The organism is Oxalobacteraceae sp. CFBP 8761, from assembly GCA_014841595.1.
In the GTDB taxonomy this organism is placed as follows: domain Bacteria; phylum Pseudomonadota; class Gammaproteobacteria; order Burkholderiales; family Burkholderiaceae_D; genus Telluria.
The window spans coordinates 2808926-2835380 of record JACYUE010000001.1; the positions used below are offsets into that span (position 1 = coordinate 2808926).

Consider the following 26455-nt stretch of genomic DNA (forward strand, 5'->3'; position numbering starts at 1 on the left):
CTTACTCTTCGCGCGGCAGCGTTTCCTTGAACTTGCCATACGCCATCAACTTGGCGTGACGGGCTTCCAGCAGGTCCTTGGTCTTCATGCCCTGGAACTGGCGCAGCGTGTCGGCCAGTGCGCGCTTGAGCAGTTGCGCCATCTGTTTCGGATCGCGGTGCGCGCCACCCAGTGGCTCGTTGACGATCTTGTCGACCAGGCCCATCGCCTTCAGGCGGTGCGCGGTCAGGCCCAGTGCATCGGCGGCATCGGCCGCGCGCTCGGACGTCTTCCACAGGATCGATGCGCAGCCTTCCGGCGAAATGACCGAGTAGGTCGCGTATTGCAGGATCAGCACAGCGTCGCCAACGGCAATGGCCAGTGCGCCGCCGGAACCGCCTTCACCGATGATGGTGGCGATCAGTGGCACCTTCAGTTCGGCCATCACGTACAGGTTGTGACCGATGGCTTCGGACTGGCCGCGCTCTTCCGCTTCGATGCCGGGGAATGCGCCCGGGGTGTCGACAAAAGTAAAGATCGGCAGGCCGAATTTTTCGGCCAGCTTCATCAGGCGCATGGCCTTGCGATAGCCTTCGGGCTTGGGCATGCCGAAGTTGCGCATCGCGCGCTCTTTGGTGTCGCGGCCCTTCTGGTGGCCGATGACCATGCAGGGCTGGCCATTGAAACGGGCCAGGCCGCCAATGATCGACTGGTCGTCGGCAAAGGTGCGGTCGCCGTGCAGTTCATGGAAATCGGTGAAGATCGAATTCACATAGTCCATCGTGTACGGACGCTGCGGGTGACGCGAAATCTTCGACACTTGCCACGGAGTCAGCTTGGCGTAGATGTCTTTGGTGAGCTGCTGGCTTTTCTTGTCCAGGCGATCGATCTCCTCGGAGATATCGACAGCGGAATCATCTTGTACGAACCGCAGCTCTTCAATCTTGGAATCGAGCTCGGCGATCGGCTGCTCGAAATCGAGGAAAGTTAATTTAGTCATTGTCACTCCGGGGTAATGTCTTGGCCGTGCTCTGAGGCTGCGCGGCGGATCAGGGCGCTATTCTACCGTAAGCCGGTGGCGTGTCGGGCGGATCGGGAGCTCAGGCCGCAGGGGCGACCGGGTCCAGGCTGCGCCACAAATACCAGGTCGCCACCGTGCGCCAGGGTTCCCAGTTGGCCGACACCTCGCGCGCATCGCTGCGCGAAACAGGTTCGCCAGAGAAATAGTTTTGGCTGATGCCCTGGATCAGGCCGGGATCGTCCAGTGGCAGGACGTTCGGCCGCAGCAGATTAAATATCAAAAACATCTCGGCTGTCCAGCGGCTGATGCCGCGAATCCGGATCAGCTCGGCAATGACGGCCTCGTCATCCATTTCGGACCACAGGTCGGCGTGCACCCGCTTGGCCTTGAAATGGTCGGCCAGGTCGAGGATGTATTCGGTCTTGCGTTTGGACAGGCCGCAGCCGGACAACTGGACTGCGCCCAGCTTGATGATCTGGCTCGGGCCCAGCGTTGGGCAGACGGCCAGCAGCTTGCCCCAGGCCAGGTCGGCTGCTTTCGGCGTGACTTGCTGACCGACGATCGAGCGCGCGAGTGTCGTGAACGGATCGGGCTGGCCGCGCAGATGCAGGTCGCCGAACTGCGGGATCAGCTTGTTCATGATGCGATCGCGCTGCATCAGTTCGCGCTTGGCCTCGGCCCAGTAGATCGGCACGGCGAGCGCATCGTGCGCCGGCGACGTGCCTGCCAATGCAGCCACGCTGCCCGACTTGTCCTTGTTCGCTGGCATTATGTGCGGCGCCAGGTCGTTCCGTCGGCCTTGTCTTCCAGGACGATGCCCGCCTCCGTCAACTGCTTGCGAATGGCGTCGGCGCCAGCGAAGTCGCGCGCGGCCTTGGCGGCTGCGCGGCGGGCGATCGCATCCTGGATCGCTGCTTCGTCCAGGCTACCCTCGCCCGCATCGGGGCTACCCGCCTGCAGGAACGCCTGCGGCGATCGTTCGAGCAGGCCGAGCACGGCGGCAAGCGCCTTGAGCTGGCGTGCCGCATCGGTCGACCGGGTGCGGTTGACGTCGCCGGCCAGATCGAACAGTGCTGCCACTGCCAGCGGCGTGTTGAAGTCGTCGTCCATCGCGTCGCGCACGCGTCGGGCGTGGGCTTCGTCCCAGTCGACGGCGACTGGCTCGTTGCCCAACTCAATGCCGTTCAGCGCCGTGTACAGGCGGGTCAGTGCTGCCTTCGCGTCGTCGATATGGACGTCGGAATAATTGAGCGGGCTGCGGTAGTGGGCGCGCAGGATAAAGAAGCGCACGACTTCGGCGTCGTACTTCTTGAGCACGTCGCGGATCGTGAAGAAGTTGCCCAGCGACTTGGACATCTTTTCGTTATCGACGCGCACGAACCCGTTGTGGATCCAGTAGTTGACCATCGGCGCGCCGAACGCGCCTTCAGACTGGGCGATCTCGTTTTCGTGGTGCGGAAACTGCAGATCGGCGCCGCCGCCATGGATGTCGAAGTGTTCGCCCAGCGTCGCGCACGACATGGCCGAGCATTCGATGTGCCAGCCCGGCCGGCCCTGGCCCCACTGCGAATCCCATTTAGCCTCGGCGGGCTCGGATTCTTTCGCGGCTTTCCACAGCACGAAATCGAGCGGATCGCGCTTGCCGGTGTTGACATCGACACGCTCGCCGGCGCGCAGGTCGTCGAGCGATTTGCCCGACAGCTTGCCGTAGCCGTCGAAGCCGCGCACGGCGTAATTGACGTCGCCGTCGGCCGTTTGATAGGCCAGGCCGTTTTGCTCGAGCTTGCCGATGATCGACAGCATCTGCGGCACGTACTCGGTGGCGCGCGGCACGACGGTCGGTGGCAGGATGCCCAGGGCAGCCGTGTCTTCATCCATGTACCCGACGAAGCGGCTCGTCAGTGCGCCGATTGTTTCGCCATTCTCGACGGCGCGCTTGATGATCTTGTCGTCGATATCGGTGATGTTGCGCACGTACTCGACCTCGTAGCCGGACGCCAGCAACCAGCGGTACACGACGTCGAACGCCATCATCATGCGTGCGTGGCCAACGTGGCAGTAATCGTAGACAGTCATGCCGCAGACATACATGCCGACCTTGCCGGCGACCTTCGGGACGAAAACCTGCTTGTCACGCGCCAGCGTGTTGTAAATCTTGAGTTGGCTCATTGAATTTTCGGTTCGCACGAGGATGGCAAACGCTCGCCGGCACCGCAACGACCATCCCGGCGCGGCATTGCATGCGCGCCAGCCGGACGGGTGCGGCGTGGGGTGCGCCTGGGGCCTCGGTGTTATTCTTATTTGATAGAATGGGACGTTGTTTGTAAGCGCTTCTCTTGTGCGCTTCAAGGAAAGTATAGCATTGATAAAAACCCGGCTGGCCCCATACGGACCAGCTTTATTTTTGGGACAACCCTTGACAGCGCCACGTGCGCGGTCCATCAGAGGAAGCCAGATGTCATCGTCATTCAACCGCCGCTTCGCCCTCGTGCGCGTGGCCGGCGCCACCGCTGCCCTCGCCTGCGGCGTGCTGTTCTCTGGCAGCGCGCTGGCGGCCGACATGCCGCAGTATTCGATCAAGACCAGCATGGGCGAGATCGTCGTCGAACTCGATCAGGAGAAAGCCCCCAAGACGGTGGCCAACTTCGCGGCCTATGCCAAGTCGGGCGCCTATAACGGCACGATCTTCCATCGCGTGATCGAGGGCTTCATGATCCAGGGCGGCGGCATGAACGAAAAGTTCGAAGGCCGCAAGACGCTCAAACCGATCAAGAACGAATCGAACAATGGCCTGTCGAACCAGCCGTACACGATTTCGATGGCACGCGAAGACAATCCTGACAGCGCCACCTCGCAATGGTTCATCAACGTGGCCGACAATTCGGGCATCGATTTTCCGTTTGTCGGCGGCTCGGGTTATACCGTGTTCGGCAAGGTGGTCAAGGGCCAGGAGACGGTCGACAAGATCAAGGCCGTCGTGGTCGACGACGTGCGCGGCATGCAGAACGTGCCCGTCGTGCCGATCAAGATTACGTCCGTGACGCAGCTCAAAGGCGACAAGCTAGTAAAATAACGGTTCCGCCGCGCCTGCATCCGGCGCGCATGCCCATCAACCAACAACAAGGACACCACATGACGACGATTCTCATCACCACCAACCAGGGCAACATCACCGCTGAACTGGACGCTGATAAAGCACCGAAGACCGTTGCCAACTTCATCGACTACGTCAACAAGGGCCACTTCAGCAACACGATCTTCCACCGCGTGATCAAGGACTTCATGATCCAGGGCGGCGGTTTCGAGCCAGGCATGAAGCAAAAGCCGACCCCGGCAACCGTCGAGAACGAAGCCAAGAACGGCCTGAAGAACGACAAGTACACGCTGGCCATGGCCCGTACCTCGGATCCGCATTCGGCATCGGCCCAGTTCTTCATCAACACCAAGAACAATGCTTTCCTCGACTACCCGGGCCAGGACGGCTGGGGTTACGCCGTGTTCGGTAAAGTCACCGAAGGCCAGGACATCGTCGACACGCTGAACAATGTCAAGACCAGCCGCGGCGGCATGCACTCCGACGTGCCGGTCGACCCAGTCATCATCGAGAAAATCGAAGTCCTGTAATGCGCGGCGCGCACCAGCATCAGTCGTCGTCTTGAGTACGCCAATGACGCTGCCTGCGCGCCCGTTCGCGCTGTTCATCTCCGACCTGCACCTGCAGGTCTCACACCCGCGCACGCTGGAAGCATTTTTGCGCTTCCTGGCCGAGCGCGCGGTGCATGCCGAGCAGTTGTATCTGCTCGGCGATATCTTCGAATACTGGGCCGGCGACGATGACGTTGCCGATCCATTCCACCAGACCATCATCACGGCGATCCGCGCCGTCGCCGATGCCGGCGTGATGGTCTTCTGGATGGCGGGCAACCGCGACTTCCTCGTTGGGGAAGGCTTTGCACACGCCGCCCATCTGACCCTGCTGCAAGAACCCCATGTCATCGAAGCCGGCACGCGCCGCATCGCACTCGTGCATGGCGACGCGCAGTGCACGCTCGACACAAAGTACATGGCGTTCCGCGCGCAAGTGCGCGCCCCGGAATGGCAGGCACAATTCCTCGGCATGCCACTGGCGCAGCGCAAGGGCATCATCGCCGGACTGCGTGAAGGCTCGCGCGAAGCCCACACGGGCAAATCGTACGAGACGATGGACGTGACGCCCGAGGCTGTGGCCGATGTGTTTGCCTCGCTCGATGCCGACGTCATCATTCACGGGCACACGCACCGGCCCGCCGTGCACGCGCACGGCGACAAGCTGCGTTACGTGCTGCCGGACTGGGAACTCGACGAGGTACCCGCCCGCGGCGGCTGGATCGCGTTGTACCCGGATGGCAGCCTCGTGCGCCACGACATCGACGGCGCCATTCTCTAAGATCCTTCCACGCTCTACCCGCCGCGCATGATCTCGCGTCTGCATGTTGACCTTTGCGCGCCCACTGTTATACTCAACTACAACACCACTTCAACACACCACCATGAGGAGGCAGGCATGTGCATCACGATGACGCCGCACCGAACCACCACGGAGGCCCTAGATGACCGTCGGCTGGAACGATAAGACCCCGATTTACCGCCAGCTCAAGGAGCGCGTCGTTGGCATGATGCTCGACGGCGATCTCAAGGCTGGCGACGCCCTGCCCTCGGTACGCCAGATTGCGGCCGACTATCAACTCAACCCAATCACCGTATCGAAGGCCTATCAGGAACTGGTCGACGAGAACCTGGTGGAAAAACGAAGGGGAATTGGCATGTATGTCACCGAAGGCGCCAGCGAGAAACTGCTGGCAAGCGAGCGCGCACGTTTCATCAGTGAAGAGTGGCCGGCGATGCTCGAGCGCATCCGCCGCCTGGGGCTGGACGTCAAGGAGCTGCTGACCAACGCGGACCACGGAGGTGCCGCATGAGCGCCGTCATTTCCGCGCGGGGCTTGAGCAAGCACTACGGCAAGCGGATCGCCGTCGACAACATCGACATCGAGATCGCCGCCGGCCGCATCGTCGGCCTGATCGGCCCCAACGGCTCGGGCAAGACGACGACGCTCAAGGCGGCCCTTGGCCTGATCCAGTGCGAAGGCGAACTGTCGGTGCTTGGGCTCGATCCGCGCACCCAGCGCGACGAGCTGATGAAGGACGTCTGCTTCATCGCCGACGTCGCCATCCTGCCGCGCTGGCTGCGCGTGAAGGATGCGATCGACTTCGTGGCGGGCGTGCACCCGCGCTTCGACCGCAGCAAGGCCGAACGCTACATCGCCAACACCAAGCTGACGCCGACGATGAAGGTCAAGGAAATGTCCAAGGGCATGATCGTGCAACTGCACCTGGCGCTCGTGATGGCGATCGACGCGAAGCTGCTGGTGCTGGACGAGCCGACGCTCGGGCTGGACATCATCTACCGCAAGGCGTTTTATCAGAACCTGCTCGAAGACTATTTTGACGAGCACAAGACGATCGTCATCACGACGCACCAGGTCGAGGAAGTCGAGCACATCCTGACCGACCTGCTGTTCATCCGTGACGGCAAGATCGCGCTGGCCGCCTCGATGGAAGAAATCGGCGAGCGCTACGTCGAAGTCATGGTGGGCAGCGACAAGGTGGCGGCGGCCAGAGCGCTGCAACCGATCGACGAGCGCACCGTGTTCGGCAAATCCGTGATGCTGTTCGACGCACTGCGCGCGGGCGGCCTGTCCCGCACCCAGCTGGCCGCACTCGGCGAAGTCCGCAACCCGAGCGTGGCCGACCTGTTCGTCGCCACCATGAAAGGAACCTACGCATGACTACGCCAATGAGCACCATGAAATGGCTGATCCGGCGCGAACTGTGGGAACACAAGGGCGCCTTCTTCTGGGCGCCGCTGGTCGTGGCCGCCGTGATCGTGCTGCTGTTCGGTGGCGGCTTCCTGTACGCCATCATCGCCAACCCGTCGTTCCACATGCAGGTCAGCGGCGAACAAGTCATGACGGTCAATGGCTTGCCGCCCGCGGTGCTGGCCAAGCTGGCCACTGCTGCTGCGTCGAGCTACCTGGTGATCACGGCGCCGCTGTTCTTCGTGCTGCCGGTGGTCGTGTTCTTCTACTGCATGGCGGCGCTGTACGACGACCGGCGCGACCGCAGCATCCTGTTCTGGAAGTCGCTGCCGATGTCCGATGCGCAGACCGTACTGTCGAAGGTCGCAACGGCGCTGCTGGTCGCGCCGCTGGCGACGATCGCGATCGGCATCGCCGCGTCATTGATCCTGCTGGTGATCGGCCTGCTGGGCGGCGCCATCAAGGGTATCAACCTGATCGCACCGGTACTGGCCAACGTCGACTTTTACCTGGCGCCGGTGTATCTGATCAGCTTCCTGCCGCTGTACATCCTGTGGGCGTTGCCGACGGTCGGCTGGCTCCTGCTGGTATCGAGCTGGGCAAAGTCGCGCGTGTTCCTGTGGGCCGTCGGCGCGCCGCTGGTGGCGCTTGCGATCCTGGCCTGGTTCGATTTCCTGGCCGGGCGTTTTGCCGGGGTGTCGATGAACGTCAAGTGGTTCGGCGAAGAGATCGTGGCGCGGGTGCTACTGGGCGTGTTCCCCGGGATCTGGTTCGGCGAAGTCAATGGAGAGGCGCTGGCGCAGCAGCAACAGGCCGGGCTGGATGGGCCGCTGCTACTGGGCACGTCGTATGCCACGCTGCTCACGCCGGGTGTCTGGATTGCGGCCGCCGCCGGTTGCGCCATGATCTACGGCGCGATTCGCCTGCGCCGCTGGCGTGACGAGGGTTGAACGTGATGCGGCTTCCTTCCATCCTGATGCTCGCGATGCTGGTCGGTGTCAACGTCAGCGCCAGCGCAGCCGAGACGCGGCCGGACAGCCCGGAGTCCATCCACATCAACGCAATCCGCAAGCCGGAAGTGCGCAAGTACACGGCGATCGTCGCGGGCCTGGACGCCTTCGAGCGCCATCACCGCATGGCACCAAACGCCGAGGCATTGCGCTTCCGGGTCGAGCGGCGCGCCTGGACCGACAAGACGCGCAAGCCGGGTGAGGCGCCAATGGCGCTGCGCCTGGAAGGGAGGGATGGCTTCTTGCTGCCACTGACCCTGAACGATGCGCTGGAGACAATCGTGCCGCGCAGCAGCGCCGCTTCGGCGGCGGACAGCGAACTGGTGCTCAATCGCAAGCGACGCATGTATCGTGTGACGCCGCTGGTGCGATCGCCTGGCCTGCCAGAGAACGTGCGGCGCCTTGGCGACCTGCGGCTTGAATGCCACGTAATGGTCGCGATCGGCAAGGAGGAGCTCGGCCTGATGCGCACGCTGTTCGTCAACAGCGTGCTGCTGACGCCCAACTGGTGCAACTTCTTCAATGCCGAGCGTGAGGGTTTTCAATTCGACACCCCAGCGACCCTTGCGCGTGCCACCTTGCGTGAAGGGGATCGCACGAAAGATCTGCCGGTCGAGGAGCGCAATTTCCGCGTCGCTCTGAATGACCCGGACTGGAGCGACGAAGCGATGATCGAACTGGCGTTCGAGCCGGTTACTGGAACTGCTGGCGAAACGCCTCGAACTGGCCCTTGAGGTCTTCCATCTCGCCGCGCAGCGCGGCGACTTCTTCTTCGAGCTGCGCGATGCGACCACCCTGGGTCAGGTTGCTCGCGCTGCTGGACGTCTGCTCGCTGCCCGCGACGATGGTGATCTCACCACCCAGCAGCTGGCCATAACGCGATTCCTTGGTGCCCGGCGCGCGCTCGAGTTTCACGACCAGCGGCGGGTATTTGTCGATCAAAAATTGCAGCGCCGTTTCGACATCGGCCACGGTCTTAAATTCGTGCAGGCGCCCGCTGCGGGTGCGGATCTCGCCGGCGGTCTGCAGGCCACGCAGCATCAGGATCGTGAGCACGGCCAGCTTGTCCTGCTCGAGCGTCCACTTGATGCGCATGCGGTGCTCGTACTTGACGACGCGCGCACCGGCCTGCGAAATGGCGTTCACGAGCTTGCGCTCGGCCAGGCGCTGCAGCGTATCGAGCACGACCGCTTCGCTGATCTGCATGACCGGATCGCGGCTTGACAACTGGTTGCAGCCATTGACGATCGCATTGAGCGACATCGGATAATTATCGGGCGTCAGACCTTCTTTTTCGGCCAGTACGGCCAGCACACGCAGCTCGACCGGATCGAGTACCGCCACCATTTCATTCGTCATGCGTTTCCTTGTTATGCCAAACGGTTCAGTTGTTCGAAGCGAGTTTACCACCGTCGTTGGCGCAGGATGGCCTGGCGTGTTTCGTCGCCGGTTCGGGAAGAGCGTTGCTGGGTGGGGATTTGGTGCTGCGGAGGGATGAAACTGCCCGGATTGCCGCGAGCGCAGCCATCCGGGCATGAAGAACAATCAGCTGTCGCGGCCAATACGCTGGCGGCGTGCTTCATACAGGCAGACGCCCGAGGCCACTGACACGTTCAGGCTTTCGACCGAACCGAACATCGGGATGCTGACCAGCACATCGCAGGTCTCGCGCGTCAGGCGGCGCATGCCCTCGCCTTCCGAACCCATGACCAGCGCGGCCGGGCCCGAGAAGTCGGCTTCGTACAGACCCTTGTCGGCGTCGTCCGTGGTGCCGATCAGGAGAATGTCGCGCTCCTTCAGCTCGCGCATCGTGCGCGCCAGGTTGGTCACCGTGATGTACGGGACCGTCTCGGCGGCGCCGCTGGCGACCTTGGCGGCGGTGGCGTTCAGGCCGACCGCACGATCCTTCGGCACGATGACCGCGTGCGCGCCGACACCGTCGGCCACGCGCAGGCAGGCGCCCAGGTTGTGCGGATCGGTGATGCCGTCCAGGATCAGCAGCAATGGCGGACCTTCGATGGCGTCCAGCAGCTCATCGAGATTGCGCGCCAGCGCGAGCTGGCTGGCAAACGCGATCACGCCCTGGTGACGGCGGGTGCCGGTGATCTTGTCAAGGCGCGCTGCCTCGACGGGCATCACGCGCACGCCGGCTGCCTTGGCGTGGGCGATCAGGTCCTTCATGCGGCCGTCGTTGCGCTCGGCATCGACGAAGATTTCTTCCACCGACTGGGCCTCGTGACGTAGTCGCGAAGTCACGGCGTGGAAGCCGAACATCATTTTATTTTTCATTTGCTACTTTTCAAATACTTTCAGGGACTTACTTCTTGCTGGTTTTGGCTGCGGTCTTTGCTGCGGTCTTCACTGCGGTCTTGGCCGGAGCCTTGACAGCCTTCGGCGCAGCCGGCTCAGCGACAGCCTTGGCTGCGGGCTTGCGTGGGGCAGCTGCCGCCTTCTTGGCCGGTGCTTTGGCTGCGACTGGTTCGGCCGGGGCCTTGCTTGCTGCTGCCTTGGCTGGCGCTTTGACTGCTGCGGCCTTGGCTGGAGCCTTGACTGCCGCTGCCTTGACCGGCGCCTTGACAGCAACGGTTTCGACCGGCGCCTTGACTGCGACTGACTTGGCTGGCGCCTTGACTGCTGCCTTTTTCGCTGGCGCCTTGACCGCTGCTGCTTTGGCCGGCACGTCGACTGCTGCTGCGGCGACTGGCGCTTTCACGGCAGCCGTCTTGGCAGCAGCTTTTTTGGCTGGCGCCTTGACCGCTGGCGCTGCCACGACTGGTGCAGCTGCAGCTGGAGCCGCAACGGCTGGCGCTTTCGCGACAGCTTTCTTTGCTGCAGTTTTCACTGGCTTGGCGTCGGCAACCGGCGCTGGCGCAGGGGCTGGTGCAGCCGCGACCACGTCGTTGACGACGGCCTTGGCTGCACGTGGCTTGCGCGCTGGCACTGGGGCCGCGATTGCTTCGGCAGGCTTTGGCGGCGCGACCGGTGCTGGTGCTGGTGCAACCGGTGCTGGTGCTGGTGCTGCAACAGGCGCTGGTTTCTGCGCCTGCACTGGCGCTGGTGCCGGCTTTGATGCTTGCACTGGTGCCTGCGGCGTCGCTGTCGTCATTGGCGCCGCTGCTGCTGCCGCGGCGCGCTCGGCTGCCTTGGCCTTCTGACGGGCTTTGCGCGATTTCGGCTTGGCCTGTTGCGGCTCGATGCCATCCTGACCAAGCGGACGCGCAATCTCGAGTGGCGACTGCTGTGGACGACCTTGCTCGTTATTGCCGCCGTTGTTGCCTGGCTTCGGACCACGCGAACGACCACCGCGCGAACGCTTGCCGTTGCCACCGTTGCCACCGTTGCTATTGCCGTTGCCGTTGTTGTTGCCGTTACCACCGCCATTATTGTTGCCACCGCCATTGTTCTGACGACCATCGTTCGTGCGTGGCTCGTTGCTGCGCTGTTCCTTGTTGCGGCCGCCCTGATTGCGCTCGCGGCCGGCATCGTCACCCGACGACTCGGCGCCCGGCGCGGACGCCAGCGTCAGGTCGATCTTGCGCGATTCCAGGTCGACGCGTGCGACCTTGACGGTCACCTTGTCGGTCAAGCCATAGCTCTGGCCCGTACGCTCGCCGCGCAGCACATGGCGCGCTTCGTCGTACTGGAAGTAATCGGCGCCCAGTTCGGTAACGTGCACCAGGCCTTCGACGAACAGCTCATCGAGCTGCACGAAGATGCCGAAGGTGGTTACGCCAGCGATGGTGCCGGTGTACTCTTCGCCGATCTTGTCCTGCATGAAGAAGCACTTGAGCCAGTTCTCGACGTCGCGCGACGCTTCGTCAGCGCGGCGTTCGTTCGCCGAGCAGTGCACGCCCAGGGCGTCCCAGATGGTCAGGTCTTTTTCGTTCTTCGGCGCCTTGCCGTCCGCCTTGTCTTTCGCGGCCTGCTTGCGGGCCGAGTTCGACTGCGTCGTGTTCAGCTTGGCCAGGTCGATGCCTTTCGGCTCGTACTTCTTGCCAAGCAGGATCGCCTTGATCGCGCGGTGCGTCAGCAGATCGGGATAGCGGCGAATCGGGCTGGTGAAGTGCGCGTACGCCTCGAACGCCAGGCCGAAGTGGCCGACGTTGTCCGGGCTGTAGACGGCCTGCTGCATCGAGCGCAGCATCATCGTCTGCAGCAGTTGCGCATCCGGCCGCTCCTTGATCTGCTGCATCACGGCAGCGTAGTCGCGCGCGCTCGGCTTGTTGCCGCCGGCCAGATTCAGGCCGACCTGCTTGAGGAAGGTGCGAAGCTGGTTCAGCTTTTCTTCGGTCGGCGTCGCGTGAATGCGGAACGTGCCCGGGTGCTTGTGGCGCAGCAGGAAATCAGCGGCGCACACGTTGGCCGACAACATGCACTCTTCGATCAGGCGGTGCGCATCGTTGCGGGTACGCGGGATGATCTTCTCGATCTTGCCCAGCGCGTTGCAGACGATATACGTTTCGGTGGTTTCGAAGTCGATCGCACCGCGCTCCTGGCGCGCCTTGAGCAGCGCGCGGAACACCTGGTTCAGGTGCTGCAGGTGCGGCACGATGCCTGGACGCTTCTTGGCTTGCTCACCGTTGGCGTCAGCCAGGATGTCGGCCACTTCGTTATAGGTCATGCGCGCAGCCGAGTGCATCACGGCCGGGTAGAACTGGTACGCAGTGACTTCGCCATCCTGCGACACCACCATGTCGCACACCAGCGTGCAACGGTCGACCGCCGGATTCAGCGAGCACAGGCCGTTCGACAGTTTCTCGGGCAGCATCGGGATCACGCGGCGCGGGAAGTAGACCGAGGTCGAGCGTTCGATCGCGTCGGCGTCGAGCGCCTCGTTCGGCTTGACGTAATGGCTGACGTCGGCAATCGCGACCAGCAGGCGGAAACTGTTCACGCCCTTGATCGTCACCGGTTCGCAGTAGACGGCATCGTCGAAGTCGCGTGCGTCTTCGCCGTCGATCGTCACCAGTGGCACGTCGCGCAGATCCACGCGGTTGGCCAGGTCGGCATCGATGACTTCGTTCGGCAGGCGCGCGGCCTGCTTGAGCGCAGCCGGCGAGAAGATGTGCGGGACACCGAACTTGCGCACGGCGATTTCGATTTCCATGCCCGGGTCATCGAGCTCACCGAGCACTTCGACGATGCGGCCGGTCGGCTTCTGGAAGCGGCCAGGCTGCTCCAGCAGTTCGACACTGACGATCTGCCCTGCACGGGCATTGCCGGTCGGGCCGGTGACGATCACGTCCTGGGCGATGCGCTGGTCTTCGGGCGAGACGATCCATGCGTCCTCTTCATTGAGCAGGCGCCCGATGATGTGCGTGTTCGCGCGCTGGACGACTTCGACGATCGAGCCTTCCGGACGGCCGCGGCGGTCCATGCCCGTCACGCGCGCCATGACGCGGTCGCCGTGCAGCACTTTCTGCATTTCGCGGTCGGACAGGAACAAGTCGGGACCCGGTTCATCGGGAATCACGAAGCCAAAACCGTCGCGATGCGCGCTGACCTTGCCGGCCACGAAGGCGGAATGATCAGCCAGCATATAGGTACCGCTGCGGTCGGAACGGATCTGGCCGTCACGCTCCATCGCGTTCAGGCGGCGGCCGAGGACTTCCTGCGCTGCGGGCTGAACATCAAGGGCATGTGCCAGGGCGGCTGCATCGAGCGATTCAGCGGCGTCGCGGAAGACAGCGAGGATTTCCTCGCGGCTTGGAATGGTATGAGTAGGTTGCTTCAAATCGATTCTTTTTTCTTTGGCCAGTAGAGCGCCGCACATCACATAAGGGCGGCAGCGTGGTTAATTGACACCATGACAGGCGTAGTGTAACGGAGGTCTATCCGATTCGCCTAACATGATGTGCGCCAACGACCTGCGCCCGTCACGGGATGCATGCGCGGAAAGCCTGCGCGGGGTACTTGCACGTGAGTCCTTGTCGAGAACTTCACCTTGGGTCTTTGACTATTGAAAATGATCCGCTATAATCTCGCTCTCTTCAGCAACGGCGACAACGCCGGGGCGATGAAAAGCAGTGGTAGCAGAGGATGTTTGATGCGCCGGTCAGCGATGTTTCACGAATAGTTGATCTGGCGGAAAATGACAAACCCTGCTATTGTAGCAGAGATGTTCTTGCAGTGCCCACGTGGCGGAATTGGTAGACGCGCATGGTTCAGGTCCATGTGCCGCGAGGTGTGGGGGTTCGAGTCCCTCCGTGGGCACCAAAAAGTTCATCGGTTGTAAAGTTCGTGTAGTTGCAGTGCCCACGTGGCGGAATTGGTAGACGCGCATGGTTCAGGTCCATGTGCCGCAAGGTGTGGGGGTTCGAGTCCCTCCGTGGGCACCAAAGGTCTCAAGTAGTATGCAAGGTAGCAAGCAGTATCGTTGTTGAGTAGTCCCAGTGCCCACGTGGCGGAATTGGTAGACGCGCATGGTTCAGGTCCATGTGCCGCAAGGTGTGGGGGTTCGAGTCCCTCCGTGGGCACCAAAAGTCTATCTCGTAGTAAGCAGTCTGTAATATCGTTGTCAGCAGTTGCAGTGCCCACGTGGCGGAATTGGTAGACGCGCATGGTTCAGGTCCATGTGCCGCAAGGTGTGGGGGTTCGAGTCCCTCCGTGGGCACCAAAAAATGTAGTGAGTTTGTGGACCCCGTGTCCCGCAAAACGCCGTGGCCTTTGAAACAGGGTTACGGCGTTTTGCGTTAACCCTTCCATTTGCCGCAGTGTCAGTGCGTCGCCAGATCATCGAGGATCGGGCAGGCCGAGCGCGCATCGCCATGGCACGATGCTGCCAGGCTCACAAGCGTGCGGCGCATTGCCGCCATCTCCGCGATCTTGCGGTCCAGTTCCTCGATATGCGTCTGCGCCAGCGCGCGCACGTCGGCACTGGCCCGACCCTTGTCTTCCCACAGCGCCAGCAGGTTCCTGATCTGGTCCAGCGAAAAGCCCAGTGCCCGCCCGCGATGGATGAATTGCAGCACGCGCACCTCGCGCTCGTTGTAGAGGCGATAGCCGGCGCCGGTGCGGCGTGGCGCCGGCACCAGGCCGATCGATTCGTAATGGCGGATCATCTTGGCCGTGACGCCCGATGCGCGGGCGGCGTCGCCGATATTCATGCTCGATGGGGTCGCTTGCACGGTGCACTCCGGTTGTCGTTCACGCACCAGCTTACACCTTCCCACGGTGGGAAGGACAAGTGCAGGCTTGACTTGCGCGCCGGAACGGCCGAGCATGGGCGGCATGCAGATTCTTCGCTCTGCCGTCCTCGGGACGGTGCTCCTCGTCGTTATCTCTTCCAGCCTGGCTGCGCCGGCGCCGTATTACCAATGGCGCAGCAAGCTCACGGGCGCGCTGGCCTGTTCGCCGACGCCGCTGGGTGAAGGCTGGGTCAAGGCGACCGGCCCCTATCGTGACGCGCGTTGCGAAAAACCCATCGTTGTTAAATAATGAATCCGGCAGACGTCGTTTGTCTGTCATTGTTCAGCTTTCAAAAACAGCTTACCCACTGAGGAGACACCTTATGTTTACCAGCCCGGAACAGTTTGCCAACGCCACGAAAACCCTGTTCGACCTGCAGATGCAGACCTTCAATGCGCTGGCCGGCAAGACCGTCAAGGGCGTCGAGCAGGTCGTCGCCCTGAACATGAACGCCATCAAGAGCACGATGGACAGCACGATGCAGGCGAGCCGTGACGTCGCCCAGGCCGGCAATCCAAAGGCCGCGTACGAGTCGCTCGCGGCGCGCATGCAGCCAGCCGCCGGCGTCACCAACGCGGCCGAGTACACGACGCAGTTGAAAGCCATCATCGACGACATGCATAACGAGTTCCGCGGCGCGGCCGATGCGCACGCCGTCGAAGCGAAGAACACGTTGTCGGCGCTGATCTATGACGTCACGCAGAACGTCAAGCCGGGGTCCGAGAACGCGGTCCAGATCATGAAGGCGGCGATCGACAATGCCTTCAAGGGCTACGAGCAGGTAACGGCAGCCACGCGGCAGGCGGTGCAGACGGTCGAAGCGCAGTTCGAACGCGCCAGCACCATCGTCACACCGGGCGGCGGCAAGCAGGACAAACCCGAGTAAGCGCAGGTAAGTCCCCCCGCCAACAACCCGGCCCCTCAGGGCGCCGGGTGTTTCATCGGCTGGTCCGCCTGGTCGTCGATTCCCAGCAAATCTTCCAGCCGCGCCAGCGACACCTCATCCTTGATCACCGAACGCAGCCAGGTATGCAATGGCTGCTCGCCCCAGCGCGCCGCTTTTTCCGCCAGATACGCAACGGGGCTGTGTGGCTCCGTGCGCCGGAAGAAATCGGCGACCTGGCGCAGCTGCGCCAGCGCCTGATCGCGGTGCCCGACCGGTCCGTCGATGTGCGCCGGCCGGGCCACGGCGATGGCGCCGCCCTGCCCTGCCGTCGATGACGCAGCGCTTGTCACCGCTAGCGGCAAGCCTGGTGAGATCAGGTCGATGACGTCGCGCAGCGCCGTGCGGGCCGAGCTGCAGCTGGGACCGTCGTTGCCCAGTTGCGCATCGACGACCCGTTCCAGTTCGCCAAGCGCCGCGACGCACGCTTCACAATCAGCCAGCAACGCCTGCACAAACGCCGGCTTGCTGCGTGCACGCAGCGCCTCCAGTTCGGCCACCGCGTCCGGCCCTCGTGCGCGCGCCACTTCCCATGCCTGCAGCGTCAGGGTGCCGCTCTCGTCCAGCGCGACCCCCTTGGCCAGCGGCGCCACGCGGCTGGCCAGCCAGCCCAGGATGCCGATGCGCCGCTCGACGCCGTCTTCGTCGGCCTGCGGATGCACGCCGTCCCAGTAGCGCGCGCACAGCGCGGCCACCAGGCCCAGGCCATCGGCCAGGCCGCGCATGCCGCCGGTACGGGTGCTGGCCTCGGCCAGCCAGGCGGCCAGTTGCAAGTCCTTGCTGCGCGTTTCGAGCAGGGCGGCGCAGCGTTTGCCGACGAACTTCCAGTCGGCTTCCTTGAGCGCCGTGACCCAGGCGCCCTGCTCCAGCGACGGATCGTCGGCCAGGCGCGCGCGGGCGATCTCGTCGACTTCGGGCGCGAAGGCCAGGTCGGCGCCGCACGGATTGTCCGGCGTGATTGGTGTGAGCAACAGGTCGATAGCGAGCATGGCGTCTCCTTGGAATCAAGTCTGCAATCAAGCCTGGACCGGTTCGATCAGGTATTTGAACTTGCCGGCGCGGGTGGCGCCGACCTTCACGCGGGCGATGGCGCCGCCTTCCATCATCCGCGCCAGCACGCTGTCGGCGATCTCGGGCAGCAGCGTGCCGCCCAGGATGTTGTCGATATTGCGCGCGCCGGAATCGACTTCGGTGCAGCGGCTGAGCACTGCCGCCACCAGGGCGTCGTCGTATTCGAAGCTGGCCTTGTGGTTCTCGAGCACGCGCGCACCGATGCGCGCAAGCTTCAGACGGATGATATTGGCCAGCACCTCGTCGCCGATCGGGTAGAACGGCACCACGCTCAAGCGGCCCAGGAAAGCCGGCTTGAAATGCTTCATCAGGCTCGGGCGCAGGAGGTCGGCCAGCGCGTCGGGCGTGGGCAGGTCGGCCGCCGGCTTGTTCAGGCAGGCAGCCATCAGCTGGCTGGCGCCGACGTTCGACGTCAGGATGATGATCGTGTTGCGAAAGTCGATGACGCGGCCTTCGGCATCGTCCATCACACCCTTGTCGAAGACCTGGTAGAACAGTTCGAGCACGTCCGGGTGCGCTTTCTCGGCTTCGTCGAGCAGCACGACGCTGTACGGATTGCGCCGCACCGCTTCGGTCAGCACGCCGCCCTCGCCGTAGCCGACATAGCCGGGCGGCGAGCCTTTCAGGCCGGAGACGCTGTGCGCTTCCTGGTATTCGCTCATATTGATCGTGATGAGCTTGCGCTCGCCGCCGTACAGGATGTCGGCCAGCGCCAGCGCCGTTTCGGTCTTGCCCACGCCCGAGGTGCCGACAAACAAAAACACGCCCTTGGGCTTGTTCGGATCGTCGAGGTTGGCGCGCGCGGTGCGCACGCGCTGGGCCACGACACTGCTCGCGTGGCGCTGGCCCAGGATGCGCTCGTCGAGCATCGCCTGCAGATTGACGACGGTGCGGATTTCATCCTTGACCATGCGCCCGAGCGGGATGCCGGTCCAGGCGGCGACGATGGCGGCAACCGTGTGCCCGTCGACCTGCACCGGCACCAGCGGCGCATCGCCCTGCAGGGATCGCAGACGCTCGCCCAGCGCGCGCAGTTGCACGCTGCCGTCCCCCGCTGCGTTTGGTCCCGCCCCTTCGAGTTCCGCGCGCAGGGTGCCGATCTGGCCCGCCAGCACCTGTTCGTCGGTCCAACGACTTTGCAGCGCGACCTGCTCGGCCGCTGCACTGGCGCGCTCTTCGCCCAGCGACGCCAGCACTTGCGCGTGGTCGTCCCCGGCGCTGGCGTCGCGACTCAGGGCTTTGACGCGGGCGTCCAAGCGCTCGATGCGGCGTCCGCAATCTTCCAGCAATGCCGGCGTCGCGCTCTGGCCCAGCGCCACCCTGGCGCACGCCGTGTCCAGCACACTGATGGCCTTGTCCGGCAACTGGCGCCCGCTGATGTAGCGGTGCGACAGGCGCACCGCCTCGGTGATGGCCTCGTCATAGATGCGCACACCGAAGTGCTGCTCCATCAGCGGCGTCATCGCGCGCAGCATCGCAGCCGCCGTGTCTTCGTCGGGCTCCTCGACCTTGATCACCTGGAAGCGCCGCGCGAGCGCCGCATCCTTTTCGAAGTATTTCTTGTATTCGCCCCAGGTGGTCGCGGCGATCGTGCGCAGCTCGCCCCGCGCCAGTGCGGGCTTGAGCAGGTTGGCCGCATCGTTCTGGCCGGCCGCGCCGCCGGCACCGATCATCGTGTGCGCTTCGTCGATGAAGAGGATGATCGCGTGGGGGCTCTGCTTGATCTCGTGGATGACATTCTTGAGGCGGTTTTCGAATTCGCCCTTCACGCTGGCGCCGGCCTGCAGCAAGCCCATGTCGAGCGTGTGGATCTCGGCGCCCTTGAGCACGTCCGGCACGTCACCCAGTGCAATGCGCAGCGCCAGGCCCTCGACGACGGCCGTTTTGCCGACACCTGCTTCGCCCGTCAGGATCGGGTTGTTCTGGCGCCGCCGCATCAGGATGTCGATGGCCTGGCGGATCTCCATGTCGCGCCCGATGACCGGGTCGACCTTGCCGTCGCGCGCACGCGCCGTCAGGCACGTCGTGTACTGATCGAGCGCCGGCGTGGCGCGGCCCGCAGACTGCGCCAGCTCGGATGCAGCATCCGGCCCGGGCTCGCTGCTTTCCGCCGCCAGCTCCGTTTGCTCTACCGAGCCGCGCGTCAGGCGCTCGAGATCGTGCTTCAGGCGGTCCAGCGGAAAGCGCGCAAACAGCGGCGAGGCACGCTGCGCCAGTTGCGCCAGCGACGGCTCGGTCAACAGCGCCAGTATCAGATGGCTGCTGCGAATCCGGGACGGCCCGCCGGCGCCGAGCGACGCGATCAGCCAGGCGTGCTCGAACAGCAGCGGCAGATGGCGTGAAAACACGGGCGTGCGTGCGCTGCCGGTGGCAAAGCGCGCCACTTCGCGGCGCAGGTCGGCTTCGAGGCCCGTGAGGCTGATATCGCAGTGGCGCGCGATCGCGGTCAGGTCGCTGCCCGGCTGCTCGATCAGGCCAAGAAACAGATGCTCGACGTCGACTTCGTACTGGCCCAGCCCGACGCAGATGCTGGCGGCGCGCGTGGCCGCCGCGCGCGTGGTGTCGTTGAGCTTCGAGATCAGCGTCTTGAGGTTGATGTCCATCGTGCCTCCTGGTCGGGTGGGTTCGCGGCCTTGGCAGGCCGGACGGTACGGTTGACGTCGTAGTGCAGCGACGACGGTTGCAGAACGGCGTTGAAGTTGATCGTCCCGTCCTGGCCGCCCAGCGCCAGACGGGCATGAATGACAAACTGCAGGCGGTTGACGTCGCCCGCGTCCGGCGCAAACGCGGCGCGCACGTCGGACAGGCGTGGCTCATGCGAGGCAAGCGCTTCTTCGATGCTGGCGCAGACGGCGTCGCGATCAAGGCTGCTGGTCAGGCAAAACCCGGCGAAGTCGATCAGGCCGTAATTGAGCAAGGATGCGCGCGCATGCGGGTAGCCGGCCAGGTGGGCGGGATCGAGCGCGAGGCGGGTATTGAGCAAGGCTTCGAGGTCACGCGCGATGCTGTCCTTGACGCGCTCGATGCCGGCCGGCGCGCCGGCCCCAAGATCGCGGCGCTCGTCCATGAGGCGGTCGAGCAGCCCAGGCGTACAGCCTTTCATGGTGTCTCCGAGGGGGGGTAATTACAACGAACACGCGGCGGCGCGCAGCCGCCGCGTGGAAAGCGGCGGGCGCCGCTCAGACGATCTTGTTGGCCGCCAGGTCCCAGCCGCCCGAGGTGTTGCCGCCGGCGCCGCCGGTCACCTTTTGCTGGGTGTATTTCCACTTGATCTTCGAGAACTTCAGGCCCACTGCTTCGTGGATGATGCTGCCTTCGGCAACGCTTGGCTGGACACCGCCGATCAGCACGTTTTCAAGCTCGATCTCGAAGTACTTGATGCGCTCGCCCTGGCCATCGGCGCGCATGAATTCCAGCTTGGCCTTGGGGATGGTTTTGCCTGCCGAGCAGGTTTGCAACAGGATGGGCGAGGCCAGGTCGGCGAGCTTGGTCAGCGCGATTTCCTGATGCTCGCAGCGTTCGGCGGTGTGACCGCCGCCGGTGGATGCCGTGGCCGACCGGGGCTGGCTCACGCCCCAGTTCACCGAGGTGCACTCGATCCAGTCCTTGTGCCGGTCATCCTGCGACTCGCCTTTGATCCCGTCGATCTGCAGGTACACGTCAATTGCCATGTTCTACTCCAAGTGTGATTGAAACGTCGGTTGAACAACAAGTTGGTTACAGCAGTCAGTTCTTGGTCGATTGCGGCAACTCCGCGACCAAACGGAGCGAAACGGACAGCTCGTCGAGCTGGAAATGCGGTCGCAGGAACGACACGGCGCGGTACACGCCGGGCCGGCCCGGCACCTCGGATACCTGCACGCTGGCTTCGCGCAGCGGGAACTGCGCTTTCTGGTCCTGGCTCGCGTTATCGTCGAGCAGGACGTATTGCGTCAGCCAGCGGTTCAGGTAATCCTCGACATTGGACGCTGCCGCGAAGCTGCCGATCTTGTCGCGCATCATGGATTTCATGTAATGCGCTATACGCGACACAGCAAAGATGTATTGAAGTTGCGACGACAGCACCGCGTTCGCATTGGCCGCCTCGTTGTTGTACTTGCGCGCCTTCTGCGCCGACTGCGCCCCAAAAAACGCGGCGTACGACGTGTTCTTGCAATGCACGAGCGAGATGAAGCCCAGGTCCGACATTTCCTTTTCGCGGCGGTCCGTGATCGCCACTTCGGTCGGGCACTTGAGCGCCACCTCGCCCTCGTCGGTCTTGAACGTGTGAGTCGGCAGGTTTTCGACCAGCCCACCGCCCTCGACGCCGCGGATCGCCGCGCACCAGCCGTAATCCTCGAATGCACGCGTCAGGCGCGCACCGAACGCATACGCCGCGTTGCACCACAGGTAGCGGGAATGGTCGCTGCCGTCGACGTCTTCGACATAATTGAAGCCTTCGGTGGTCATGCCGTCGGCCGGGTGGTACGGCAGCCGGCCCAGGAAGCGCGGCAGCGTCAGGCCGACATAGCGCGCGTCTTCCGATTCGCGGAACGCCTTCCACTTCGCGTATTCGACGGTGTCGAACACCTTGGCCAGATCGCGCGGCTTGCCCAGGTCGCCGAAGCTTTCGACGCCGAACAGTTCGGAGCTGGATGACGTGATGAACGGCGCGTGGCTGGCAGCGGCCACGTGCGACATCTGCTCGAGAAAATAGATGTCTTCGGGCTGGCGCGTGATCTCGAAGTCGCCGATCAGGGTGCCGTACGGTGCGCCGCCGAAGGTGCCGAATTCTTCTTCGTAGATTTTCTTGAACATCGTGCTCTGATCGAATTCCATGGCCGACTGGAAGTCTTTCACCAGCTCGCGCTTGGACGCGTTGAGCATGCGGATCTGCAGGTTCGCGCCCGTCGTGCTGTTCTTGACCAGATATTGCAGGCCCGTCCAGCTGCGCTCGAGCTTCTGGAATTCGGGCGCGTGCATCACGCTGGATAACTGGTCGGAGATCATGCGGTCGAGCTCCGCGAGCCGGGCGTCGATCGTGGCCGACAGGTTCGACGACATCACCATCGTGCCCTGCATGACCTGGCCGACCAGCTCCGAGATCAGGTCGCGCGCCCGCACATGCTCGCTGCTGGACGTGGCCACGCGGCTCTGTTCGACGATCTGGTCGAGCAGTGACGGATCCAGTTCGGGGGCGCCCGGCTGTGCGCCCGTTGATTCGAGGACTGCGGCCATCTCAACTCTCCTTGCCGGTGTCGCCCTGCTGCTTGCGCAGGCTGTCGAGCTTTTCGGTGTTGCCAAGCACGTCGGTCAGGATATCTTCGAGCTTGTCGTTTCCGGCCAGCTTGTTGCGCAAATCGGCCAGCCTGGTGCGCGCCTCGAGCAGCCTGGCCAGCGGCGCTACCTGGCGCACCACCGATTCGGGCCGAAAATCTGCCATCTCGCGAAACTGAAGCTGCACGCCGAACTCGCCGCCTTCCCGCGACAGGTGGTTTTCTACCTTGAAGCTCGCCACCGGCGCCACGCCCCCGAGCACCTCGTCGAAATTGCTCGCATCGACATTGACGAATGTGCGGTCCTTCAGGCGTTTCTTGTCGACCTGGGGATCGGTTCCGAAATCACCGACCACACCGACCACGAACGGCAGCTCCTTGTTCTCGGTTGCATCGCCGATCTCGACGTCATACGTCATCTGCACACGCGGCGCGCGCACTTTCTGCAACCGTTTTTGTACGCTTTCGTTCTTGGCCATATCGACTCCAGTGGGGAAATGGGATGGCCGGCATGGCCGGCCACTGGTGAGAAATGCCGCGTTATTTCAGGACGTCGAACGGGCTGCCGCCCGCTGGGGCAGGTGCAGGCCGCGACGGCGCCGCCGCCGTCTGGGTGGACGGCTTGCGCACCGGTGGGCGCGCGGCCGGTCGCGTACTGACCAGTACTTCTTCGCCCAGACTGGTGCGCAGTAGCCTGGCCAGGTCCTGCGCCTCGCTGCGCACCGACCCCTGCAGATTGTTCTTGCGGGTCAGGTCGGCCAGTGCCTTGCTGGCCACGCGCAGGCCGCTGACGGCCAGGATGCTGTAGGCCAGCGTGTCGTTGGGGTCGCGCGCCAGGGCTTCCTGCGCATTGCTGATTGCCTCGCCATACTGGCTCGCGTCGAACCGGATCTGCGCCATGCGCACCCACGGTTTCTTGTCGACGGGATGGGCCACGCTGGCAGACTTGAGCAATGCAATCGCTTTTTCGTGCTGGTGCGCCGCCAGCGCCGCGTCGGCCTGCACGTAGATGTTCCCGGACACGGCAGCGCGCGGGGTGTTCGTACTGGTGCCCGTTCCGTCGGTGGCGCACCCGGCCAGGACGGCAACGCCGATCAGCATGGGTAACAGTCGTTGGCGAATCATGTTCGGCTCCGGTGGATAAACAAGCCACCATTATTCGCATCGGCACCCGTGTGCAGTTGTGCACGGTCAACAGCGCGTGCATTCAGCAAACAGATGTGGGATCGGTGCGCGAACGGGCGACGCCTTGCGCTGGCGCAGCGTATGCGGGCGGGAAACGGATTCAATCCAACGCTGGCGTTCAAGAAACTGCACAGGAGAACCGGATGACCCCAACCCACCGCTGCGCGCTGTTGATGCTCGCGTTCACGTTCACCGCAGCGCTGGCCGGCTGCGGCAACGCCCCGCACGGTTCGTTCGCCAGTGCGGCGTTGGGCGCGGTGGGCCTGCGCAAGCCGGCCGGGCTGCCCGAATCACAACAGCCGCCCCGTAACGTGCCACTGCGGCTGCACGCAGCCACACGCCTGAACGTCAACGAGCGCGGCCAGCCGCTGGCGCTCGCGGTGCGTCTCTACAAGCTGCGCCAGAAAGACGCCTTCGAAGAAGCGCCCTACGCCGCCTTCCTCGACCCGCAACAGGAACGTGAGCGGCTCGGCGCCGACCTGGTCGATGTCCGCGAAATCATGCTGGTGCCGGGGCAGCGCTACGAAGTGACCGAGAAGGTGGCACGCGAAGCGGGCCACGTCGGCATCGTGGCGCTGTTCCACAACCCCGCGGCCGGCCATTGGCGCACGACGGTCAGCAGCGTGGAGGCCGAGCGTAACGGCGTCAACATTGGTCTGCATGCCTGTGCGATGAGTGTGGCCAGTGGCACCGTTAGTGGCGGGAGTACGCTGGGGTCTGTGCGCTGTCAATAAACGTCGAAAACTTTCCTGCAAGCTAAACATTTTCGGACACCAAGCGAGGCCGCCGTGAGCATGCCATCCAAGGTCTTGTGGGACGAAGGATTGTTCCTGCGGCCCCAGCATTTCCAGCAGCAGGAGCGCTACCACGATGCGCGCCTGAACCAGACCGCGTGCGCGCTGCATCCGTATTGCTGGGGCGTGCGCAGGATGACGATCGACCTGGACGCGCTCAGGAACGACGTGCTGCGCATCGAGGAACTCTCGCTGCTGTTCCCCGAGGGCGAGGTGTACCGGGCACCCGATGGCGACATCCTGCCGCCCCAGGTGCGCCTGGCCGACCTGCCGCCCGAGATGCAGACCGTCACCTACCACGCCGCCCTGCCGGCGCTGCGCGCGCATGGCGAGAACTGCGCGATCGGCGCCGGCACCGGCGACGGCTTGCACGAGCAGGAAGACACGCTGCGTTTTTCCCGGCATGACCGCGACACGCATGACCTGTACAGCAGCGCCGCCGAAGCCCCGGTCACCTATCTGCGCAAGACGCTGCGGCTGGTGGCCGATGGCGACGCACTCGAAGCCTACGAGAGCTTTCCGCTGCTGCGGCTGCGCCGCGTGGCCACCGGCGGCTTCGAGCCCGATCCCGGCTTCATTCCGCCGAGCCTGTCGATCGACGCGGTGGCCGGCCCGGGCCTGGGCCTGCACGGCGCGCTGGCGCGGCTGATGGAAAAGCTGCTGGCCAAGGTGACCGCGCTGTATGGCGACCTGCGCGAACCGAGCCGCAACGTGGTCGAGATCCGCGGCGGCGACGTGTCGTCGTTCTGGCTGCTGCACACGGCCAGCGCCGGCTATGCGGCGCTGGCCCATTACCTGCACCACCGCGAGCTGCATCCCGAGCGCCTGTATGGCGCACTGCTGCACCTGGCGGGTGGCCTGATGACCTATTCGCGCAGCTACCGGCTGGACGACCTGCCCGCGTATGTCCACGCCGATCCGGGTCCGCCGTTCGCGCGCCTGGACGGCATCATCCGCGACCTCCTCGACACCGTGATCTCGTCGCGCTACTTCACCATCGCGCTGCACCACGACCGCCCGTCGTACTACCAAGGCGCACTCGATTCGGGCCGCATCACCCCGCAGACCACGCTGTATCTTGCCGTGGCTGCCGACATGCCGGCACTGCGCCTGGTCGAAACCGTGCCGCTGCAATTCAAGGTCGGCGCGCCCGAAGACGTCGACCGCTGCGTGCTGTCGGCGCTGCCGGGCGTCAGACTGCTGCACGCGCCGCAGGTGCCCAGCGCGATTCCCGTGCGGCCCGACATGGTCTACTTCGTCCTCGACGTGCGTGGGGCGCTGTACGAGGCCATGCTCAAGTCGCAGGCGATGTCGGTGTACGTGCCCAACGGGCTGCGCGAACTGCGTCTCGAACTGATCGCGGTGTCGGCATGAGCGCGTTCATCGAGCGCCGCGCCGCGCCCAAAGGCGATACGGGCGAGCACGCCACCCGCACGCAACGCCTCAGCGACATCATGTACGAGGGGTTCTACGCGCTGTTCCTGCTCAAGACCGGGTGCGGGCCGCAGGACAAGGTCGCGTTTGCCGACAACATGACGAGCTTTCTGATGGACGTCGACCGCAATGCCAAGGCACTGGGGATCGCGGCCGACGACATCCTGGCCGCCAAGTACGCATTCTGCTCGGCGGTCGACGAAATCATCCTGCGCTCGACCTTCGACGTGCGCGACGCATGGGAGACCCGGCCCCTGCAGCTGCGGGTGTTCGGCGACCAGCTCGCGGGCGAGCATTTCTTCCACCGGCTCGACGACCTGCGCGCGCGCGGGGCACAGCAGGTCGAGGCGCTCGAGGTTTTCCATATGTGCCTGCTGCTGGGTTTCCAGGGCCGTTACGCGCTCGACGGCAAGGACAAGCTCGACTACCTGGTGGCGCGCCTGGGCGACGAGATCGCCCGCATGCGCGGCCGGACGCGGGGCTTCGCGCCGCATGCCGAACGGCCGGACCAGGTGGTCAACCGCGTGCGCAGCGACCTGTCGCTGTGGGTGCTGGGCGCGGTGTTTACGGTGGCCGGGCTGGGCGCGTACGTGGGCTTCCGGACCGTGCTGGGCAACGACACCGGCTATGCGCTGGCACATTACAACGATCTGGTGACGCTGCCGCCGAGAGCGGCGAACGTGACGATCACATTGCCGTAAAGCGTGAACGAACCCGG

24 protein-coding genes, 4 tRNA genes and 2 pseudogenes are annotated in these 26455 nt (G+C 64.1%); 16 read left to right on the top strand and 14 right to left on the bottom strand.

Features of this window, described 5'->3' with window-relative positions:
* Nucleotide 1: 1 nt before the first annotated feature.
* The 3 genes from IFU00_12175 to IFU00_12185 all read right to left on the bottom strand — a co-directional run bounded on the left by IFU00_12175 (nucleotide 2) and on the right by IFU00_12185 (nucleotide 3169).
* Nucleotides 2-979: an acetyl-CoA carboxylase carboxyltransferase subunit alpha gene (locus IFU00_12175; GenBank protein ID MBD8543038.1), complete on the bottom strand. Its 978-nt coding sequence runs from the start codon at nucleotides 977-979 to the stop codon at nucleotides 2-4.
* A gap of 100 nt (nucleotides 980-1079) precedes the next feature.
* On the bottom strand, nucleotides 1080-1730 hold the full coding sequence (locus IFU00_12180; GenBank protein MBD8543039.1) for a DNA-3-methyladenine glycosylase 2 family protein: 651 nt from the start codon (nucleotides 1728-1730) through the stop codon (nucleotides 1080-1082).
* Nucleotides 1731-1768: 38 nt separating this feature from the next.
* The gene (locus tag IFU00_12185; GenBank protein ID MBD8543040.1) at nucleotides 1769-3169 is read right to left on the bottom strand and encodes a cysteine--tRNA ligase; all 1401 of its coding nucleotides are present in this window, start codon (nucleotides 3167-3169) and stop codon (nucleotides 1769-1771) included.
* Nucleotides 3170-3455: 286 nt separating this feature from the next.
* On the opposite strand from IFU00_12185, the gene IFU00_12190 reads away from it, so the two are divergent.
* The 7 genes from IFU00_12190 (at nucleotide 3456) to IFU00_12220 (ending at nucleotide 8601) form a co-directional block, all read left to right on the top strand.
* Nucleotides 3456-4073 (top strand): peptidylprolyl isomerase, encoded by a 618-nt coding sequence (locus IFU00_12190; GenBank protein ID MBD8543041.1) that lies wholly within the window; start codon nucleotides 3456-3458, stop codon nucleotides 4071-4073.
* Nucleotides 4074-4132: 59 nt separating this feature from the next.
* On the top strand, nucleotides 4133-4624 hold the full coding sequence (locus tag IFU00_12195; GenBank protein MBD8543042.1) for a peptidyl-prolyl cis-trans isomerase: 492 nt from the start codon (nucleotides 4133-4135) through the stop codon (nucleotides 4622-4624).
* A 43-nt stretch (nucleotides 4625-4667) separates the two neighbouring features.
* Nucleotides 4668-5426: a UDP-2,3-diacylglucosamine diphosphatase gene (locus IFU00_12200; protein ID MBD8543043.1), complete on the top strand. Its 759-nt coding sequence runs from the start codon at nucleotides 4668-4670 to the stop codon at nucleotides 5424-5426.
* Between the two features lie 163 nt (nucleotides 5427-5589).
* Nucleotides 5590-5958, top strand: a complete 369-nt coding sequence (locus IFU00_12205; GenBank protein ID MBD8543044.1) for a GntR family transcriptional regulator — start codon at nucleotides 5590-5592, stop codon at nucleotides 5956-5958.
* Nucleotides 5955-6827 (top strand): ABC transporter ATP-binding protein, encoded by an 873-nt coding sequence (locus IFU00_12210; protein MBD8543045.1) that lies wholly within the window; start codon nucleotides 5955-5957, stop codon nucleotides 6825-6827. Before IFU00_12205 ends, IFU00_12210 begins: the two co-directional genes overlap by 4 nt.
* A complete protein-coding gene (locus tag IFU00_12215; protein MBD8543046.1) occupies nucleotides 6824-7807 on the top strand; it encodes a hypothetical protein in 984 nt (327 codons plus the stop codon). Before IFU00_12210 ends, IFU00_12215 begins: the two co-directional genes overlap by 4 nt.
* 26 nt (nucleotides 7808-7833) lie before the next feature.
* Nucleotides 7834-8601: a hypothetical protein gene (locus tag IFU00_12220; protein MBD8543047.1), complete on the top strand. Its 768-nt coding sequence runs from the start codon at nucleotides 7834-7836 to the stop codon at nucleotides 8599-8601.
* Here IFU00_12220 and IFU00_12225 read toward each other — a convergent pair.
* From IFU00_12225 to rnr, 3 genes and pseudogenes are all read right to left on the bottom strand, one after another.
* Nucleotides 8561-9226: a YceH family protein gene (locus IFU00_12225; protein ID MBD8543048.1), complete on the bottom strand. Its 666-nt coding sequence runs from the start codon at nucleotides 9224-9226 to the stop codon at nucleotides 8561-8563. The two genes, IFU00_12220 and IFU00_12225, sit on opposite strands and share 41 nt — an antisense overlap.
* A 186-nt stretch (nucleotides 9227-9412) precedes the next feature.
* The gene (rlmB, locus tag IFU00_12230; GenBank protein ID MBD8543049.1) at nucleotides 9413-10156 is read right to left on the bottom strand and encodes a 23S rRNA (guanosine(2251)-2'-O)-methyltransferase RlmB; all 744 of its coding nucleotides are present in this window, start codon (nucleotides 10154-10156) and stop codon (nucleotides 9413-9415) included.
* A 1141-nt stretch (nucleotides 10157-11297) separates the two neighbouring features.
* Nucleotides 11298-13601, bottom strand: a pseudogene (gene rnr, locus IFU00_12235) (ribonuclease R).
* A 397-nt stretch (nucleotides 13602-13998) separates the two neighbouring features.
* On the opposite strand from rnr, the gene IFU00_12240 reads away from it, so the two are divergent.
* The 4 genes from IFU00_12240 (at nucleotide 13999) to IFU00_12255 (ending at nucleotide 14483) form a co-directional block, all read left to right on the top strand.
* Nucleotides 13999-14083, top strand: a tRNA-Leu gene (locus IFU00_12240).
* Between the two features lie 37 nt (nucleotides 14084-14120).
* Nucleotides 14121-14205, top strand: a tRNA-Leu gene (locus IFU00_12245).
* A 56-nt stretch (nucleotides 14206-14261) separates the two neighbouring features.
* Nucleotides 14262-14346, top strand: a tRNA-Leu gene (locus IFU00_12250).
* A gap of 52 nt (nucleotides 14347-14398) precedes the next feature.
* Nucleotides 14399-14483, top strand: a tRNA-Leu gene (locus IFU00_12255).
* Nucleotides 14484-14497: 14 nt separating this feature from the next.
* Here the strand turns inward: IFU00_12255 and cueR are convergent.
* A pseudogene (gene cueR, locus IFU00_12260) lies at nucleotides 14498-14973 on the bottom strand (Cu(I)-responsive transcriptional regulator).
* A gap of 124 nt (nucleotides 14974-15097) precedes the next feature.
* On the opposite strand from cueR, the gene IFU00_12265 reads away from it, so the two are divergent.
* Entirely contained in the window at nucleotides 15098-15304 is a 207-nt protein-coding gene (locus IFU00_12265; protein MBD8543050.1) for a hypothetical protein, read from the top strand.
* 73 nt (nucleotides 15305-15377) lie between these two features.
* Nucleotides 15378-15941 carry a TIGR01841 family phasin gene (gene phaP / locus IFU00_12270; protein MBD8543051.1) on the top strand — a complete coding sequence of 188 codons (564 nt, stop codon included), beginning with the start codon at nucleotides 15378-15380 and terminating at the stop codon, nucleotides 15939-15941.
* 35 nt (nucleotides 15942-15976) lie between these two features.
* Here phaP and tssA read toward each other — a convergent pair whose 3' ends face one another.
* From tssA to IFU00_12305, 7 genes are all read right to left on the bottom strand, one after another.
* Nucleotides 15977-16987, bottom strand: coding sequence for a type VI secretion system protein TssA (tssA, locus tag IFU00_12275; GenBank protein ID MBD8543052.1), 1011 nt, complete (start codon nucleotides 16985-16987; stop codon nucleotides 15977-15979).
* Between the two features lie 27 nt (nucleotides 16988-17014).
* Entirely contained in the window at nucleotides 17015-19672 is a 2658-nt protein-coding gene (gene tssH / locus IFU00_12280; protein MBD8543053.1) for a type VI secretion system ATPase TssH, read from the bottom strand.
* On the bottom strand, nucleotides 19648-20172 hold the full coding sequence (gene tssE / locus IFU00_12285) for a type VI secretion system baseplate subunit TssE (protein ID MBD8543054.1): 525 nt from the start codon (nucleotides 20170-20172) through the stop codon (nucleotides 19648-19650). The genes tssH and tssE overlap by 25 nt, the downstream gene beginning before the upstream one ends.
* Nucleotides 20173-20248: 76 nt before the next feature.
* Nucleotides 20249-20740, bottom strand: a complete 492-nt coding sequence (locus tag IFU00_12290; GenBank protein MBD8543055.1) for a type VI secretion system tube protein Hcp — start codon at nucleotides 20738-20740, stop codon at nucleotides 20249-20251.
* A gap of 55 nt (nucleotides 20741-20795) precedes the next feature.
* Nucleotides 20796-22286 carry a type VI secretion system contractile sheath large subunit gene (tssC, locus tag IFU00_12295; protein ID MBD8543056.1) on the bottom strand — a complete coding sequence of 497 codons (1491 nt, stop codon included), beginning with the start codon at nucleotides 22284-22286 and terminating at the stop codon, nucleotides 20796-20798.
* A 1-nt stretch (nucleotide 22287) separates the two neighbouring features.
* Nucleotides 22288-22803, bottom strand: coding sequence for a type VI secretion system contractile sheath small subunit (gene tssB, locus IFU00_12300; protein MBD8543057.1), 516 nt, complete (start codon nucleotides 22801-22803; stop codon nucleotides 22288-22290).
* Between the two features lie 61 nt (nucleotides 22804-22864).
* Nucleotides 22865-23449, bottom strand: coding sequence for a hypothetical protein (locus tag IFU00_12305; GenBank protein MBD8543058.1), 585 nt, complete (start codon nucleotides 23447-23449; stop codon nucleotides 22865-22867).
* A gap of 233 nt (nucleotides 23450-23682) precedes the next feature.
* On the opposite strand from IFU00_12305, the gene tssJ reads away from it, so the two are divergent.
* From tssJ to IFU00_12320, 3 genes are read left to right on the top strand one after another with little or no spacing between them, the layout of a single operon-like run.
* Nucleotides 23683-24243: a type VI secretion system lipoprotein TssJ gene (tssJ, locus tag IFU00_12310; GenBank protein MBD8543059.1), complete on the top strand. Its 561-nt coding sequence runs from the start codon at nucleotides 23683-23685 to the stop codon at nucleotides 24241-24243.
* 54 nt (nucleotides 24244-24297) lie between these two features.
* On the top strand, nucleotides 24298-25677 hold the full coding sequence (tssK, locus tag IFU00_12315) for a type VI secretion system baseplate subunit TssK (protein ID MBD8543060.1): 1380 nt from the start codon (nucleotides 24298-24300) through the stop codon (nucleotides 25675-25677).
* Nucleotides 25674-26438, top strand: a complete 765-nt coding sequence (locus IFU00_12320; protein MBD8543061.1) for a DotU family type IV/VI secretion system protein — start codon at nucleotides 25674-25676, stop codon at nucleotides 26436-26438. The genes tssK and IFU00_12320 overlap by 4 nt, the downstream gene beginning before the upstream one ends.
* Nucleotides 26439-26455 lie beyond the last annotated feature (17 nt).

Bases quoted from the DNA above. Each gene is read 5' to 3' on its own strand.
- phaP (MBD8543051.1), top strand. From the start codon at position 15,378: ATGTTTACCAGCCCGGAACAGTTTGCCAACGCCACGAAAACCCTGTTC.
- IFU00_12175 (MBD8543038.1), bottom strand. From the start codon at position 979: ATGACTAAATTAACTTTCCTCGATTTCGAGCAGCCGATCGCCGAGCTC.
- IFU00_12305 (MBD8543058.1), bottom strand. From the start codon at position 23,449: ATGATTCGCCAACGACTGTTACCCATGCTGATCGGCGTTGCCGTCCTG.
- IFU00_12290 (MBD8543055.1), bottom strand. From the start codon at position 20,740: ATGGCAATTGACGTGTACCTGCAGATCGACGGGATCAAAGGCGAGTCG.
- IFU00_12265 (MBD8543050.1), top strand. From the start codon at position 15,098: ATGCAGATTCTTCGCTCTGCCGTCCTCGGGACGGTGCTCCTCGTCGTT.
- rlmB (MBD8543049.1), bottom strand. From the start codon at position 10,156: ATGAAAAATAAAATGATGTTCGGCTTCCACGCCGTGACTTCGCGACTA.
- IFU00_12185 (MBD8543040.1), bottom strand. From the start codon at position 3,169: ATGAGCCAACTCAAGATTTACAACACGCTGGCGCGTGACAAGCAGGTT.
- tssC (MBD8543056.1), bottom strand. From the start codon at position 22,286: ATGGCCGCAGTCCTCGAATCAACGGGCGCACAGCCGGGCGCCCCCGAA.
- IFU00_12220 (MBD8543047.1), top strand. From the start codon at position 7,834: ATGCTCGCGATGCTGGTCGGTGTCAACGTCAGCGCCAGCGCAGCCGAG.
- tssB (MBD8543057.1), bottom strand. From the start codon at position 22,803: ATGGCCAAGAACGAAAGCGTACAAAAACGGTTGCAGAAAGTGCGCGCG.
- IFU00_12225 (MBD8543048.1), bottom strand. From the start codon at position 9,226: ATGACGAATGAAATGGTGGCGGTACTCGATCCGGTCGAGCTGCGTGTG.
- IFU00_12200 (MBD8543043.1), top strand. From the start codon at position 4,668: ATGACGCTGCCTGCGCGCCCGTTCGCGCTGTTCATCTCCGACCTGCAC.
- IFU00_12215 (MBD8543046.1), top strand. From the start codon at position 6,824: ATGACTACGCCAATGAGCACCATGAAATGGCTGATCCGGCGCGAACTG.
- IFU00_12190 (MBD8543041.1), top strand. From the start codon at position 3,456: ATGTCATCGTCATTCAACCGCCGCTTCGCCCTCGTGCGCGTGGCCGGC.
- tssJ (MBD8543059.1), top strand. From the start codon at position 23,683: ATGCTCGCGTTCACGTTCACCGCAGCGCTGGCCGGCTGCGGCAACGCC.
- IFU00_12205 (MBD8543044.1), top strand. From the start codon at position 5,590: ATGACCGTCGGCTGGAACGATAAGACCCCGATTTACCGCCAGCTCAAG.
- tssA (MBD8543052.1), bottom strand. From the start codon at position 16,987: ATGCTCGCTATCGACCTGTTGCTCACACCAATCACGCCGGACAATCCG.
- tssE (MBD8543054.1), bottom strand. From the start codon at position 20,172: ATGAAAGGCTGTACGCCTGGGCTGCTCGACCGCCTCATGGACGAGCGC.
- IFU00_12320 (MBD8543061.1), top strand. From the start codon at position 25,674: ATGAGCGCGTTCATCGAGCGCCGCGCCGCGCCCAAAGGCGATACGGGC.
- tssH (MBD8543053.1), bottom strand. From the start codon at position 19,672: ATGGACATCAACCTCAAGACGCTGATCTCGAAGCTCAACGACACCACG.
- IFU00_12210 (MBD8543045.1), top strand. From the start codon at position 5,955: ATGAGCGCCGTCATTTCCGCGCGGGGCTTGAGCAAGCACTACGGCAAG.
- IFU00_12195 (MBD8543042.1), top strand. From the start codon at position 4,133: ATGACGACGATTCTCATCACCACCAACCAGGGCAACATCACCGCTGAA.